The sequence below is a fragment of the Psychrobacter sp. UBA6291 genome (genome assembly GCF_002439405.1).
Classification (GTDB): Bacteria; Pseudomonadota; Gammaproteobacteria; order Pseudomonadales; family Moraxellaceae; genus Psychrobacter; species Psychrobacter faecalis.
Genome location: NZ_DJUD01000014.1, coordinates 38649 through 54677, shown reverse-complemented (window position 1 = coordinate 54677; position 16029 = coordinate 38649). Strand labels below are relative to the sequence as shown.

General features: G+C 41.5%; 14 protein-coding genes and 2 tRNA genes. 9 read left to right on the top strand and 7 right to left on the bottom strand.

The genetic code is table 11. From position 1 onward, the window contains the following. The first annotated feature begins 171 nt into the window (after positions 1–171). A complete protein-coding gene (locus tag B3R91_RS01745; protein WP_286796171.1) occupies positions 172–945 on the top strand; it encodes a sulfite exporter TauE/SafE family protein in 774 nt (257 codons plus the stop codon). 37 nt (positions 946–982) lie between these two features. Here B3R91_RS01745 and B3R91_RS01740 read toward each other — a convergent pair whose 3' ends face one another. Next, on the bottom strand, positions 983–1708 hold the full coding sequence (locus B3R91_RS01740; protein ID WP_286796169.1) for a GntR family transcriptional regulator: 726 nt from the start codon (positions 1706–1708) through the stop codon (positions 983–985). A gap of 298 nt (positions 1709–2006) precedes the next feature. Here B3R91_RS01740 and B3R91_RS01735 point away from each other — a divergent pair, with 298 nt between their 5' ends. From B3R91_RS01735 to B3R91_RS01720, 4 genes are all read left to right on the top strand, one after another. Beyond that, positions 2007–3296 (top strand): SLC13 family permease, encoded by a 1290-nt coding sequence (locus B3R91_RS01735; protein WP_286796167.1) that lies wholly within the window; start codon positions 2007–2009, stop codon positions 3294–3296. Positions 3297–3596: 300 nt separating this feature from the next. Continuing rightward, the gene (locus tag B3R91_RS01730; protein WP_068406035.1) at positions 3597–4634 is read left to right on the top strand and encodes a Bug family tripartite tricarboxylate transporter substrate binding protein; all 1038 of its coding nucleotides are present in this window, start codon (positions 3597–3599) and stop codon (positions 4632–4634) included. A 117-nt stretch (positions 4635–4751) separates the two neighbouring features. Then, on the top strand, positions 4752–5207 hold the full coding sequence (locus B3R91_RS01725; RefSeq protein WP_068406033.1) for a tripartite tricarboxylate transporter TctB family protein: 456 nt from the start codon (positions 4752–4754) through the stop codon (positions 5205–5207). Positions 5208–5212: 5 nt separating this feature from the next. After that, positions 5213–6715: a tripartite tricarboxylate transporter permease gene (locus B3R91_RS01720; RefSeq protein WP_068406030.1), complete on the top strand. Its 1503-nt coding sequence runs from the start codon at positions 5213–5215 to the stop codon at positions 6713–6715. 267 nt (positions 6716–6982) lie between these two features. Here the strand turns inward: B3R91_RS01720 and B3R91_RS01715 are convergent. After that, positions 6983–7059 (bottom strand) — tRNA-Val (locus B3R91_RS01715). Between the two features lie 211 nt (positions 7060–7270). On the opposite strand from B3R91_RS01715, the gene B3R91_RS01710 reads away from it, so the two are divergent. Next, positions 7271–8020 carry a type 1 glutamine amidotransferase gene (locus B3R91_RS01710; RefSeq protein WP_286796163.1) on the top strand — a complete coding sequence of 250 codons (750 nt, stop codon included), beginning with the start codon at positions 7271–7273 and terminating at the stop codon, positions 8018–8020. Between the two features lie 72 nt (positions 8021–8092). Here the strand turns inward: B3R91_RS01710 and B3R91_RS01705 are convergent, their stop codons facing one another. From B3R91_RS01705 to B3R91_RS01695, 3 genes are all read right to left on the bottom strand, one after another. Continuing rightward, a complete protein-coding gene (locus B3R91_RS01705; RefSeq protein ID WP_286796161.1) occupies positions 8093–9043 on the bottom strand; it encodes a DMT family transporter in 951 nt (316 codons plus the stop codon). 103 nt (positions 9044–9146) lie between these two features. Continuing rightward, on the bottom strand, positions 9147–9635 hold the full coding sequence (locus tag B3R91_RS01700) for a M48 family metallopeptidase (RefSeq protein ID WP_286796159.1): 489 nt from the start codon (positions 9633–9635) through the stop codon (positions 9147–9149). Positions 9636–9686: 51 nt separating this feature from the next. After that, positions 9687–10031, bottom strand: a complete 345-nt coding sequence (locus B3R91_RS01695; protein WP_082894398.1) for a DMT family transporter — start codon at positions 10029–10031, stop codon at positions 9687–9689. A 455-nt stretch (positions 10032–10486) separates the two neighbouring features. On the opposite strand from B3R91_RS01695, the gene B3R91_RS01690 reads away from it, so the two are divergent. From B3R91_RS01690 to B3R91_RS01680, 3 genes are all read left to right on the top strand, one after another. Then, positions 10487–10562: transfer RNA gene (locus B3R91_RS01690), tRNA-Asn, on the top strand. Between the two features lie 207 nt (positions 10563–10769). Beyond that, entirely contained in the window at positions 10770–11099 is a 330-nt protein-coding gene (locus B3R91_RS01685; protein WP_068408103.1) for a CopG family transcriptional regulator, read from the top strand. A 235-nt stretch (positions 11100–11334) separates the two neighbouring features. Further along, positions 11335–12090, top strand: coding sequence for a hypothetical protein (locus tag B3R91_RS01680; protein WP_286796156.1), 756 nt, complete (start codon positions 11335–11337; stop codon positions 12088–12090). A 995-nt stretch (positions 12091–13085) separates the two neighbouring features. On the opposite strand, the gene B3R91_RS01675 is transcribed toward B3R91_RS01680, so the two are convergent. Together B3R91_RS01675 and B3R91_RS01670 are read right to left on the bottom strand one after the other, a co-directional pair. Beyond that, positions 13086–14090, bottom strand: a complete 1005-nt coding sequence (locus B3R91_RS01675) for a phage portal protein (RefSeq protein ID WP_286796154.1) — start codon at positions 14088–14090, stop codon at positions 13086–13088. Further along, positions 14087–15889 (bottom strand): terminase large subunit domain-containing protein, encoded by a 1803-nt coding sequence (locus tag B3R91_RS01670; RefSeq protein WP_286796152.1) that lies wholly within the window; start codon positions 15887–15889, stop codon positions 14087–14089. The genes B3R91_RS01675 and B3R91_RS01670 overlap by 4 nt, the downstream gene beginning before the upstream one ends. Positions 15890–16029: the final 140 nt, after the last annotated feature.

Sequence of the window (16029 nt, the reverse complement as noted above, 5' to 3'; positions counted from 1 at the left end):
CAGCATTAAATACCCGTTATTTTGAACTGAGCTATTATTAGTTTTACAGGCTATTGCCGCGATTTGCATTTTAGAGGCCTTAATAAAGTAGATTACTAGTTTAAACATTTCGACTACTCATACTATCAGTCATTTAAGATACTTTAGAATTTGATGGAATAGGATTTTATAGTGACCAGTGTTTTAGAGCTATTGCACACCATCCCGAATTGGCACTTGGCAGGCTTATTTGTCGCTGGCATGGTCGCTTTTATCATCTCTACGGTGTCTGGCGGCGGCGGGGCCATGCTATTGATACCTGTCACCTCTTCAATGATAGGAACAGCCGTTACGCCTCCCGTGATCAATTTGGCCACGCTTATCAGCAATGCCTCACGGCTCTATCTATTTTGGCATGACATTGATTGGTCCTTGACCAGATACTATGTTCCTAGTGCCATTGTAGGGGCATGGCTTGCCGCCTTGGTATTTAGTCGCTTGGATGCAGGGTGGATTCAGTTATTGGTTGGCGTATTTTTGGTATCGACCATTTTCCAATATAGGTTCGGTAAAGTCGATAAAACCTTTGATATGCCAAAATTCGGCTTTATCCCTTTGGGGTTTGTCATTGCTTTTATGAGTACTTTGGTCGGTGGTCTCGGTCCTATACTCAACCCTTTTTATATGAATGCTGGACTAGAAAAAGAAAACCTGATTGCTACCAAAACTGCCAACTCCTTTTTTGTGGGTATCATGCAAATCGGCGGCTACGCTTTCTTTGGCGTATTTCCTGCCAAGCTTTGGCTATATGGACTGGTACTAGGGTTAGGGGCGGTCGTCGGCAATATCATTGGCAAGCATTTTTTAGCGGGAATGACGATTAGTCAGTTTAGAATAATGCTACTCATACTCATGGTTATTAGTGGGATAATAATGATAATAAGAAACGTTAATGTGCTGTTTTAATAAGTCATTTGGTTTCATTGACGGTCTATCATAATGATTAAATGATATTGATTTCATAACTAAACTTCCCTGCCAATCCATATGACTCTCTATACTCGATAGAGTCACCCTCTAAATTTCTGGCAATACGGCATACTTTAACCAAACTTTCTTGTTTAGTATTGCCTAAATAAGGGTCTATATGATTGGTTATAAAAAATAGCGTCTCTACGGCAGACGACACAAACTGTCCACACTTTGTATAATAGAAAGGATAAAGAAGATTCTCAAAATCTTCAGGCGCCAAGTTTGCAAAGGCTTCGTAACAGTTTTTAGGAAGCCATATCTTTTCACTCAGTAAGACTTTATCTTCGACAATACGAACCCGCTCTATATAAATGAGCGCTTCATGTTCATCTATATCTAATTTTTGGTTAATATCATCAATCGCGTCTATCACTGAGATTTTTTTAATTATTCCTGTTGGCGTGACATAACCAGATTCTTTATCACGAAATTTAAAAAATCTTAATAATGAGCTATTAAAATCTGGACGCTTTAAAAACGTCCCTCTGCCCTGCTGTTTTATTAAAACCCCTTCCTCCACCAGTTTTTCAACCGCTTTACGCACGGTGCCTACCGATACCTGATATTTATCAGCAAACTCTTGCTCGCTAGGTAAAGGTGTGTTTTCATCCCACTTGCTCTCTGTCAGTAAGGTTTGTATGTGCCATCTTACCTGCTCATATCGTGGCATTTTAAAGTTTTTGAAATTATCTATCATTGTTTCACCGTCATGGAAAATTTTTAATAACTCGATTCTTTTTAAGCGACATTATTGCCGTAAAAGTAAGACCATTCTAATCGTTTTAATAGGTATTTTTGATCCGCTTGTTATTATCAACCTTATCTAGTTCATATGAGTTTTTTTGCTATCATTCTACTTAATTAGAGGCGCTGCTAAGGCTTATATGACTTGTCGTTTATAAAGCTATTTTTCGATATTAGCGTACTGCTTTTTACTCTATAAAAGCTGCTATGGCTTTTTATAGAATTCATACCGTTAAAATCAAGGGGCAGTTGTGACACTTTATATTCTCGCAGCCATCGTAATATGCATCATTTTAGGCTATACCACCAAAATCAATATCGGCTTGTTTGCTATTGCGTTTTCATATCTGATTGGTTGTTTCGGTATGGGTCTAAAGGCTTATGAGATTATTGAGCTATGGCCGCTAAAAATCTTCTTTGTCATTTTTGCGGTGACGCTTTTTTATAACTTCCCTCTGGCAAACGGTGCGTTAGAAAAACTATCGAACCATTTAATCTATAGGTGTCGTCATTTTCCAGCATTTTTGCCATTGATTATCTTTTTTGTTGCTACAGTTGTCGCAGGCTTAGGCGCAGGCTATTACACCGTTTTGGCGACAATGGCACCGATGATTCTGCTTTTGTCTAAACGTACCAATTTAAATATCGTTATTGCCACCTTATCTGTCAATTATGGTGCGCTCGCCGGTGCTAACTTTATTACCTCACAAAGCGGCGTTATCTTTAGGGAGCTGATGCGCGGCGCAGGCGTTGCCAATGATAATAGCTTTACGTATGTTTTAGGGGTTTTCGCTGCTACTTTTGTCATACCTGTAATTCTCTTGGGTGGCTATAGCGTGTTCAGTGCCAAAAATAGCAAAATCTCGATTGAAACGACAATGCCAGAGCCTTTTGATAGTAAGCAAAAACAATCTATTATGCTGATTTTTATCATGATGGCGACTGTGCTGATTGTCCCTATTTTAAATCTACTCATGCCGCAAGTATCAGCGATTGAGTTTTTGAACGCTCGGATCGATATTGGTTTTATCGCGGTTATTTTTGCTTTAATCAGCCTATTTTTAAAGTTAGGCGACGAAAGAGCAGTGATAGCACTCATACCTTGGAATACGCTTATTATGATTTGCGGTGTCGGTATGTTGATTCGCCTCGGTGTAGAGGTAGGGGTCATTTACGAGCTCACCGAATGGCTCAGTACCAACGTCCCTATCTGGTTGATACCGACGCTAGTCTTCGTTATCAGCGCAATCATGTCCGTATTTGCCAGTACACTTGGCGTCGTCGCCCCTACTTTGTTTCCTATAGTGTTACCCCTAGCCGTTGCCTCTGGCATAAGTCCTTTATTACTCTTTACCTGTATTGTTGTGGGCGCGCAAAGCTCATCACTGTCACCTTTTTCATCAGGTGGTAGTCTCATGTTAGGCGCCTCTCAAGTCGTTATAGAAAAAAATAAGCTCTTTACTGCTCTGTTATTCAAAGCTGTGCCCTTAGACATCTGTGTTGGGATAATAGCAATCTTAGTGATCCAACTTATCTTTTAATGCCTTATAAATAAGAGAAAGCTATAAAAGTGTTTGTTATTTATAACTGAAAGCTAAGCATAAGAATAATAGTCAATACCCTTATGCGTCTCTATAGTATAATAAAATTCATACAGACATACATATGTTTCTTGTCATTTACAAAATATTCTGTTACTTTTATACAGTGACAAAAAAACATATTTTGATGAAATGCAGAAACTTCGTTAGTCTGATCGTAGCTCCAAGCTTTAATAACGGGTTGCGCCGATCAGAATTCTATTGAAACTTTAGTACAAATATACACACAAGGAGTGTCGTGTGAAAAAACTTTCCTATCTGGCTCTTGGCCTATCTATTCTATCTTTGACTGCCTGTAACAACGCTAATGAAACGACCAGTACAGATGCAGCCGCGACAGATGGCTCAAGTGAGCTGACTGCTCCTTCACGTCCTGAATGTATCGCACCTGCCAAGCCAGGTGGCGGCTTTGACTTGACTTGTAAGCTTGCTCAAGCGGGTTTGAAAGACACTGGCATCTTAAAAGATCCTATGCGCGTGACTTATATGCCAGGCGGGGTTGGTGCGGTTGCTTATAACAAAATCGTTGCCAATGATCGTGATAATGGTGATGCCATTATTGCCTTCTCAACCGGCTCTATTCTTAATTTATCACAAGGTAAATTTGGTAAATTCACTGAAAAAGATGTGAAATGGCTAGCCGGTGTCGGCACAGATTATGGCGCTGTCGCCGTCAATGCGGATTCAGACATCAAAACTTTAGATGATTTGGTTAAGGTTCTAAAAACAAATCCAAAATCAGTCAGCTTTGGCGCAGGTGGCAGTGTCGGCGGTCAAGATTGGATGCAAACTGCCATATTGGCCAAAGCCGTTGGCGTCAATCCTAACGATATGACCTATGTTGCGATGGAAGGCGGCGGTGAGGCTATTACAGCAGTCATGGGTAATCACATCACCGCCGTTAGTGCCGGCATTGCCGAGCTTATGCCGCAAACCACTGCTGGCAAATTGCGCGTCCTAGCCGTATTTGCCGATGAAAGGTTGGATGGCACTATGAGCGATATTCCTACTGCTAAAGAGCAAGGCTATGATGTCACGTGGCCGGTCGTTCGTGGTTACTACATGGGTCCAGATGTGAGCCCAAGTGCTTATAACTGGTGGAAGGATGCCTTTGATAAGATGCTTGCCGATCCAAAATTTGCTGAGCTACGTGAACAGCAAGAATTATTGCCGTTCTCTATGACCGGTGAAGAGCTACAAGAGTATGTTTATAAGCGTACGGGCGAGCTTCGTGAGTTGTCTGCTGAATACGGTCTTGTTGAGGCTGAAGCCAAATAGTGAGCTTGGTGTTCAATCACGTTATTGATTGAATACTAAAGTTTAATCGTATTCTCAAAAGGCTGGCAGAAAATAGAGATGCCAGCCTTTTTGCCCTAACATTCTAGGAGTCCTATTATGACTATGGAACGTCTGTTTTCTGGGCTAATGGCACTGGTGAGCTTATTTTTGATATACCTAGCCATTGGCTATGTCGCCCCTATTGCCTACGATCCCATCGGCCCTCGCCCTTACCCGATTTTAATTTTTTCATTGCTGGCATTTGGCGCGCTAGTTGTTGCTTTTCGTCCAGCAAGCTTTACCAAGCCGATAGAATTAGGGCTTACCAAACCAATCATTAGAAACTTAGTACTTTGTGCGCTTGCGTTACTTGTCTATGGTTTGATTTTTGAGGTACTGGGCTTTATTGTTGCCACCATTCTGATGTCCTTTGCCGTAGGTTTACTATTTGCTGGCAACCCGCTTAAAAGCTTTATCTTTTCAGTGTTAATCAGTATTGGCTTATACGTCTTATTTGACATACTTTTGGATGTCAAATTACCACTTGGATTGTTATCAGGGATAATAGGATAGCCAGTATGGATACTTTTGATTTTTTGATGCATGGTTTCGCTATTGCATCTACCCCAGAGAACTTACTGATTGCACTTATCGGTGCTTTTTTGGGTACCATTGTCGGTATGTTGCCTGGACTTGGTCCTATTAACGGTGTGGCGATATTACTGCCTTTCGCCTTTGCTTTAGGATTACCACCAGAAAGTGCGCTCATCTTACTTGCCGCCGTCTATCTTGGTTGTGAATATGGTGGTCGTATCTCCGCCATTCTTATCAACGTACCAGGTGATGCTGGCGCTATTATGACGACGTTAGATGGTTATCCATTAGCCAAACAAGGCAAAGCTGGTATTGCACTGTCTTTATCCGCCGTTAGTTCCTTCATTGGTGCAACGATTGCCACGATCGGTGTGGTTTTATTTGCCCCGTTATTAGCCAAGTGGGCCATCTCATTTGGGCCCGCCGAATATTTTGTATTGATGGTATTTGCTATTACGTGTCTAAGCGGTTTGGTCGGTGATCAACCGGTTAAAACTGGTATTGCCGCTCTAATCGGTCTTGGTTTGGCGACGGTTGGTGTCGATGCGGTTACAGGGATTTACCGCTTTACTTTTGATTCGGTCAATCTATCTGATGGCATCCAATTTACCACCATTGTAATTGGTTTTTTCAGTGTCAGTGAAATCTTAATCTTACTCGAAAAAACTACTACTGGACACAAGGTCATTGAGCAAGGTAAGCGTAGTTTATTAAACCTTAAAGAGTTTATGTTTACCTTGGGCGCGATGTTACGTAGTGGTTTAATGGGCTTTGTCGTTGGTATCTTGCCAGGTGCAGGGGCTACTATTGCAAGCGCCATGACTTATGCCAGTGAACGCAAAATCGCTGGTGATAAAGGTACGTTTGGCGACGGTGATCTGCGCGGTGTTGCATCGCCAGAGGCAGCGAATAATGCCTCAGCTTGTGGCTCGTTTGTGCCTATGCTGACTTTAGGTGTGCCAGGTTCAGGTACCACAGCGGTCATGATGGGCGCATTGACTCTATATAACATCACACCAGGTCCGCAGTTATTTACCGAGCAGCCTGATATCGTTTGGGGTCTGATTGCCTCTTTATTTATCTGTAACGTTATTTTGCTGGTAATGAATATTCCATTGGTTGGCTTATTTGCAAAATTGCTAAACGTGCCAAATTATATCTTAGTACCAGCAATTGCTGCGGTCAGCTTTGTTGGCGTATACTCGATTCATAGTACGACTTTTGATCTGGTCTTTATGGTCGCACTCGGGGTGTTCGGTTATTTCTTACGTAAGTTAAACTTCCCATTATCAGCGCTTATTTTAGGTTATGTTTTGGGCGAGCTGATGGAATCTAACTTAAGACGCGCGCTATCTATTTCTCAAGGTGAGCTAAGTATTCTGTGGGGCAGCCCTATCACTATGGTGTTATGGTTATTGGCTATTTTAATGGTGTTTATGCCAGTGTTGCGAAGTATCTATCGTAGAAAATTTAAGCCTGCTGTTTAGTTTTTAGCGATTCTGTTTTTGAAACACTCTGCTGTGGTGGTTGTACTTTAAGTATGATCACCATTTTTTTATGAAAATTAGCGTCTATCGTCTAATTTTCCTACAAAAAACATAACCATTGCATTAGCTAATGTCGTCTTTTTGAATCGTGCGGAGCTGATTATCTAACTGTGTTTATAAAATGTTGGGTGCAGATATTTCCTGCTACAACGCTTGTAAAACGGGCATAAAAAAAGCCCCAATCATAAAGATTGGGGCTTTCGAATCTGGTAGGCGTAATCGGATTCGAACCAACGACCTCTACCATGTCAAGGTAGCGCTCTAACCAACTGAGCTATACGCCTATTTAGGACATGCATTTTAGCAAGTTTTTAAAACTTTGCAAGCCTTTTCTATCACAATATTAGGTTATTATAAGAATAGCTAATTTTACGCTTTATAATGAAACACTTAAGAGAATTAGAGTACTCTAAATAGTTTCCACTATCTAAGACAGCTCATAGCTTATAGACTGTCAATATTATAAAAATATAACTTCTTAATCGAGATCATCAGATGACACGCATTCATGCTTTATTTCACACAGATTACGAAGACCTCAGCTTTATTAAGCATTGGGCAATTAATCATCAACTCACTATTACCTACACGCGTTCTTATAATAAAGACACCTTGCCAGCGCTTGGCAGTTTTGACTGGTTAATTGTGATGGGCGGGCCGATGAGTGTCCACGATGAGGACAACCATCCTTGGTTAATTGAAGAAAAACGTCTGATTAAACAAAGTATGGATAGCGGAAAGACAGTGATAGGTGTATGTTTGGGGGCGCAGCTTATTGCGCACTGCTTGGGGGCGAGCGTAAAGCCGGCAGGCGTAAAAGAAATCGGCTGGTTACCCATTCAGTTGACTAAAGACGCTCAGGCGCATCCTTTACTACAGGACTTACCAAAGCAGGCGTTTACGGTCTTTCATTGGCATGGCGATGGGTTTGAATATCCACAAGGAGCGATTCCGTTAGCGACATCAGCAGCATGGCCTAATCAAGGCTTTCTTTATCAAACGCCGCAGCAAAAAGCGCTTGGCACTTGGGTCATGGCTTGGCAGTGTCATTTTGAAGTCACCAAAGAAAGCATCGTTAAGATGGTAGCAAATGGCGACAATGCCATTCAAAAAGGACTAATTAACTATCCTAAAACCATACAATCACCTACTGAGATAATAACGCTTGGTGATAAATATATTGCCGATAACAATGCGCGCTTAGCAGCCATGCTCAATCGTATGACAAAGACGGCGGACATTTAAACCTAATCTTTCAATCCTAAAAAACTTAACGGTTTAGCTGCTTTTTACCCCTTTTAGCCGTAAGCCCACCCTTTATCGATTCTGCTGGTTTGATGCCGCCATTTTTACCCCGCCATAGGTAACCAACACGACCCCAAGCGCTATCAATGATGCACCCAAAAACAACCCTTCTGGCGGACTTTCTCCCTGCAAAAAGATAGCGACAGGCACACCGACGGCCGCCCCAACCGAACCTAATAAGCTTAGTAATACTGGGCCGCCCGTTTTTTGCAGTAAAAATAACAGTAAAAACTGACCAGCGAAAACGAACGCCTGCACTGCAATCAACCCTAACGGCAACATCTCAGCTAGCGGAACGGCAAGAGAATAATTAGGTAAAATGCTAAACAAACCAAGTAGCACGGATGCGGCTATCAGCATACCCGGTGCCAGCGCGCTCGGAGAGAGATTATCAGGCCAATATAAGGTGCGATAAATATTACCAATCGCCAATAACACTGGACCACAAAGCGCTAGCCCAATCCAAAAAACACTGGCATCGGGCGCAGCGAATTTACGGGCGGCGAGCACCCCGGCGCCGGCAAGTGCCGCGACCACGCCAAGCGCGCGCAGCTTGGTAAAGCGCTCTATTCTTAGGATGATAGCGGCGAGATACGTCAATAGCGGCGGCAGAGAAATAATCAAGGCGACAAAACTGGCGCCGACATGCGGAATAGCAGAGAAGAAAATGAGATTGGAGCCTGCCACACTCACCAACGCCGCAACCAAATAATAGCTCAAGGTTGGTTTGCTTAACGGCGGCAGCTCGCGGCGTAACGACGCATAACTAAATAAAATAAACGCCGCACCTGTGATAGACCAAAACAGAAATGCCAGCGGCGTCAGACCAACCTCTCCTGCAAATTTGGCTAGATTGGTAGAAATACCGATCAATCCGCCACCCGCGATGAGACACAGCACAGGAATGAGCCATGCTTTTTTATTTTTATCTTTAGCCATGGACTGCGGCGCTGACTGACTCATAGACTACCTTACTCTTAAAACAGCGGCTTTATTCATCGCCATTAGCCCTATTACTATTTTATTGACTTAGCATTATTGTTAGCTTTTATTTCATCACGATAGATTAGCACTCGCGCCAATGCAACCATAAACGAGTATCAAGCTCATATTGATGATAGTTTGGCTCCATATGACAGCAAAGCTGATAAAAGGCCTTGTTATGCTCTTGCTCCTTAAAATGCGCCAACTCATGCACCACGATCATACGCAAAAACTCAGGCGGCGCTTCTTTAAATAGGCTGGCTACCGTGATGCTATTATGTGATTTTAGCTTACTGCCTTGCACGCGCGATTGGTAGGTATGAATGCCAAGTGCCTGATTGAGCACCGCAAGCTTACTGTTATAAGAAACTTGCGACAGCGGACTGCTTTTGCGCATATACTGATTTTTGATCTCATTACTATATTGATATAGCGCTTTATCGCTTTGTACTTGGTGACGGTTTGGATAGTTTTTATCCAAATACTCACCTAGCCTGCCCGTGCTAATCAGCGTCGCCGCTTGGCTTTGAATTTGCTCAGAGTAATGCGCGATATACTTTAATGTGGTCAATGTGTTTGTCCTTGACGTTTCAATGTTTAACGACTACTAATGCCTGTTTACTTAATGTGCCACAGAATTAGACAATAAATTCATCACCACTACCCCACCAACAATCATCGCAATGCCGATGATCGCTGCGGTATCGAGCGTTTGCTTAAAAAAGAACAGTCCTACTAATGAAGTCAATACGATACCAAGCCCGCCCCATAATGCATAAGCAATACCGATAGGGATGGTTTTTATGGTTTGGGTTAATAAATAGAACGAAATCGCATAAAGCACCGCCATAATGAGCGTGGGCACAAAGCGCGTAAACTGCTCTGACTTGACCAAAAAGGTAGTGCCAATGACTTCGCAGACAATAGCGATGGCAAGGTAACCGTAAGCAATCATGGTTGGACTCATATGTAGGGCACCTATATTGGTAGAAAGTATTGAATTAGAAACAGTCAGTTAAACAAAACGATAAAAAATCTGGGCTAACTATTTTATAGGTTTATATGGGTGCATGAAATAAAGATTTTAAGGGTTAAAGTGATATAAGGTTTTTCTTTAGTTTCAAATAGATAGTCTTATCAAACTAAGGAATAAAGTAAGTTATTATAATATTAAGAAAAATTAGTTTTTATACACATTTTAGTAGCAGCAATCATCGTCACTGTCAATAAAGGCGCCGCTTTAACAAGAAACACCCACAATTTTATCCTATTTATAATTATATTTATTATTTATCGCCTAATAAGGTTGACAGCCCAGAACTACTTGGCTAAAATGTGCCCCACATAACGCAAACAAGATAAGCAATCGCACCTACCAAAGGCTTTGTAAAACTTGTTTAATCAACCGTTATGACAACTTATTCTCCAATAGCTCAGTTGGTAGAGCAACGGACTGTTAATCCGTGTGTCCCTGGTTCGAGCCCAGGTTGGAGAGCCATATTCTAAAAGACCTTCATCAACTATTTGATGGAGGTTTTTTTATGGTCGCTATTTAATCCTTAATAGCTTACCTTATTCACCAACACAATATTCATACGGCGACGGTGTTCTTTTGGCGATTTTTATTGTATGGTAAGAAGAGCTGTGACCAAGTTCGTTTTTGTCTGAGTGTTTTATTCCTACTCACTAAAAGTAATGGTTTATTATGATACCTGTTCGTATAAAAAATAAATTCTCTGATCATCCACAAAAAATCACGCGTCCGATCAGTATTCGCTTGTCTGAAGAGATGATTAGATTATTAGAGTCTACCTCAGCAGAGCTGGGCTTTAAACGTATCCAAGGTCTGATTCGTCTATACATTCGTCAAGGATTGGATCGCGACCATCAAGATTATACCTTGGCGCATGATGAAGTGTTTATTGAAAGCCTACGTAAGCGCGGGGTCAGCCAACGTATCATTGATGAGGCGATTGTGGTCACGCATAATAATACCACCACCCACCCGCTGTCTGAGCTGCAAGATAAAGAGTAGCGCTTGGCTTATCATACATACAAAAAAAAGACTAAGTTTGCTTAACGGCGCTTGGTCTTTTTTTTGCTATTTAATTTGAACTTGCTACACAAAACATGCCCTTCTCAATACGCTTAATAACATCGAATACCCATTAGCGATAAACAAACATACAAAATTATCATAAGCGCTATATTGATAGGCGCTATATTGGTATAAAAGTTATTCGCATTGATATGGGTTGAGAAGGAGGCATATGATGATTGGTTTATATAAACACGCAGGCCGTGCACGCTATATAAAAAAGGCCATGTTATTGGCATTCACTGTAGCGATGTTGCCAGTTATCAATGGTTGCATGCAGCCGCCAGCAGATCCAAGCAGGCAGACCATACCAACCAACTCTGACCAATGGCAAAAAAAGCTTGGCGATACGTTTGAGCGGTTGCCTGAGGCTGACAGACAGCTCTTGAGCCGTTATATGCTACGGATGAAGCTCAGCGGCGCGTATGAGTCCGGAGCGATGCCACGTATCACCATCAAGCAAGCGCTTATCCAGCAGCGTGAATATGAGCGCTTGCATCCAAATAATCCTACTGGCAAAAAAAGCCCGATTGTCACCAGTCCGCAAGTGCATACTGCCAAAGCACAAAATTACCCTGTCGCTTTACTCCCCGTAAAAACCAGCGATAGTGACAGTTTGAACCAAGTAAAACTACAGTTTATGCTTTCAAACCACGGTAAGGTGGCAATTAAAAGCTTTAAAGGTAAGCTCACCATGCAAGAGGCGAATTTGACCAAAAGCAAAAGCTTTAATGTACCATTGACCCAGTTCAAACCACCAATCGAACCTGAGCAGTCTGGTAAAATTATCATCGAAAGTAGTATTGAAGACATCAATGTCATGCGCGCGATTAAAAACTATACGGGCATACATATTGAGATTAGCGAAGGCAAACTGGTTTTGGTAGATGGACAAGAAGTCGTATTTAAGCAAACGTTAACGAAATAACCAAACGCTAGCGAAATAACAGAGAACTCATATCATCAATGCAAAATAAAATTTACGTTTATAGCAATATACGACTGAGATAAATCTTCCTTGCTTTCTACTAGTGCAGAGGCTGCGGAAAATTCATCCCAGTCGCACGGTATCAGTTTTAACGTAAGGCTGCTATGAAGCGGTCGCAAAGCTTTTAAAAACCACATTTATACAAACATAAAAAAAGCCCCAATCAATAACTGATTGGGGCTTTTTTGAATTTGGCGGAGACGGAGAGATTCGAAACCTCTATATATGCCAACCTCTACAGTAACAAATATGTTAAACGCTTATATATCAAGGGTTATAGCTAGTGCGTTATTTATTATGTACGTTATATAGCAGCCCACACCTAACCCACGATTAATTAATAAAATGTCCAAAAGTGTACGATAGAAAACTATTTGTTTTAATCACTAGATATTTCACACAGTCAAATAAAAAGGTAATAGAGGTAAGATTAATAATTATGTAGCTTATATCCCTTTATCTGTAAGGCTTATAGCGATTTCTCAAAAGGTAATAAAAAGGTAATGTATAAGTAATAACTTACCTTTATTAAAAGTAATATATCTATATATATAAACGCATGATTTAATTGATATTTTTATACTTATTACCTTTTCCCTTACCTATTATTACCTTTTGGAGGTAAGAAAATTAATCTTTTATATCATGTACTTACGTTGTTAATTTAGAGCCATTACCTTTATTACCTTTTCTTTTCGTCGTCCCTATATTTAAACGCTCTAAGATTGCTGCATAATGCGCATCAAAATGCATTATATTGCATCACGCCCTCATATCAATAGCGTACAGCTGTAGGCTTTCTGGGGCTATTCTGATGCATCAAAATAAAGGCATTAAGTATAAGAAACTCGGGCGGGAGGGAGCGATTTTTGCCATGGTCAGATGACAAAAAAAGGCCACTCAATAATGAGTGGCCTTTTGTTTAAAAAATAATTTTAACAGTCAGCTTTGGTCAGCTGGTATTCGTTGAAGCTAATAATTATCTCACCAACCTGTTCGTTGATATCAAGTAGCATATTTTGTAGTGTCAGTATCTCATGCCAGTAGAATACTTCGGCTGCTTTTTTTGCATCACCAAATCCTCCCGCATTGTTTGGTACTACTCCCATCAGCTGTGGCGGCACGCGGTGACCAGCTAATGTATCGTCACGAGATGCAATCTTAATATTAGCAAATTCATCTTTGGCAGCTACCTCTGCCAAAGGTATAACTTTAACACCATCAGGTTTACCATTAGGCGTATACATAAATAAGTTCTTAAAGTTACCCGCACCCTTCGACTCTCTTACTGCATCTTCTAAATCGTCAACATCCTCTTGTGTCGATAGTGGATCTGATACATGCAGTATATATCCAGCATGAGCACCGTTTTTATAATACCTGCGCCGGAATAATGTTGCGGCTTCGTTTAAAGTAATGGCATTTACACTGCTCAGATAATCAGGGACGCCATAGATTTCTTGATTAATATCAGGGTTAAATATGTGGATAATTTGTTCATTGTATTCAATTGCGGCGCCTTGTCTATAATCAACATGATGATAACCATCGCCTCTGATTGACTTACGTGTATGTCGTGCAAGCTTTGGTCGAAGCTGTAATACGTCTCCTAATCTATTACGTACTACTTGAACATAAGCGTTATCAAATACCAGTAGATTTATTACGAGGCTAATAAAAGCCTGGCGACTTAATTTAGGGTGTGGCTTATATAAACTGACCAATACATTGCGCTTGGTGATCAGTGCACTTGTATGGTGGCTGGTCGCATGATACAGCTTGGCCACCGCATCAATGTCATAAGGATATTCATAGTGGTTTTGATACATTGGGCAATATTCGTATTCGAACATACTGCGCCCATCTAGCACTGGCTCTGGGTCCCCAAAGCTGTGCATGATTATCTTCTGACCATTGCTGTCTATTGATTTTTCTGTCATCTGTGTACCCCGATTCGTGATTTGTGGACGCCATCGTTGATTTGATCCGTACTAGCAAGTGGTGCTTTTTCAAGCGCATTCATAATTGCCCACGCAATATCACTATGGCCAACCTCTTTACTACGGCTACTTACAAACGTCATTTGGCGTTGACTGCCAGTCAGTGCTTGCTTGATAGCAATAAATGCTTTTGCGATATCAATGCTGCCCGCATCAAAATGTAGTTTGCGCCGGGTGAAAAGCTCTTTAACCCTGAGCGCCATACGCGTCTTACTCTCAACGCTATAGATAATGGCGGTGTAGTTTGGATAGAATTTTTTAACGTGCTCAGCGACTGAGATCCCAGCTCCTGTTGTATCAATACCTAAAAACTCAACATCGTAGCGCTCGCAAATCTTTTTGATGTGCTGTGCTTGGACGTGTGGTGGCATATGGTCAAGGTGCATACGCTCTAAGATGCGATACGGCTGTCCCTCTTTTTCAGGCGGCGCGATGACTGCCAATGCTGGTCGATCGCCTGTAAAGCTAGGGTCATAGCCTACCCAAACTGGTTTGGCAAATTTCTTGCTGCCTAGCGGTGTAAAGTCATCCCAGATCTGCCAGCTATCCACCATGTTTGGTTGCAGTACTGATAAAGGAAAATAACTATTACTGTCATCAAGAAATACACACATAAACAGATTGGCAAAGCGTTCGGGTGTGTACTCCAGTAGCAGCTGTGCTATGTCAAGTTTGTCAAAACCACCACGAATAGCATCTTTGATAGTGACGATTAAACGCCATTTGCCATCATCACAGTAGCGCCCAGATTTTAAAGCGCTGTGTGACGTATCGATATCTTTTTTATTAACACCATCTTTACCTGTCCAAAACGCATAGGCTTCATGCAAGACACTGCTTGGCGTAGATAAATAGACCTGCTGGAAATGACTTTGTGATGCCATGCCAGAGGCGACGGCACGGAACTCTTTAAATTTACGAATCCAGAAAAACTCATCCATTATTACATCGCCATGACGACCCTGTGCCGTCAATGCATTGGTGCCCATGTAATAAAGACTAACCTGAGTATTGTCTTCTAATGACAGTACGATTGGCTCCCCACCAATATTCCTGCCCAGCACTTCAAACACAAACGCTTTGATGTACTCAATAAATTGGTACGCCTGCGCCTTACTCGCTGATAAGAATATTTTATTCTTTTTGGTGCGTAGTGCATTAATAAGCGCCCAAATTGCTATGACATAGGTAGCCCCAATCTGGCGGGATTTCAGCATCATAAATATACGTGCAGCGCGATGCTTTTTAGTGCCGTTTAATATCTCAACCCAACGCTGCTGAAACTTATAGGGTTCAATCATTAATTTAAAGGCGTCTTCTAACGCGTCGATTTCTTCTTCAGTAAATAGGTTCTTAACGGCTGGTTTACGATCTTCTTTGTATCGTTTGGATAGTTTTGGATTAAGTGTCGCACCATTACCACCCTCGTTATAACGCTCTATTCTTGCTGTCCGCTCTAATTGCTGGTTAAAAAAGTCGATTTCTTTATATTCGGCATTTCCTTTGTTTTTCATGTTAATCAGCATAAGCAATCGAGCTTGCATTGCCGATTTTACATTTTCAAAAATACTTGCGCGCACCCAAGCGTCACGCTTTTTCCAGCTGGCGACAGTTGGGCGCTTTTCACTCAATTCTTTGGATATTTCAGTAACGCTCAAGCCTTGCGCGTAGAGTAAGCGCGCGCGTTCGCGGTTATCCGCATTACTGTCTTCGATGATATGGGATTGGTCAATAGTCATAAGGCAATAGCTTATAGCGCGTAACCCTTGCAACCACGCTGTTTGTAACCGTAAACCCACTTTGCGGTTAACAACCAGTTGCCCGTTATGCCTCTTAACCGACAAACTAAAGCTTATTTAAAGATTATCAAACATTAATA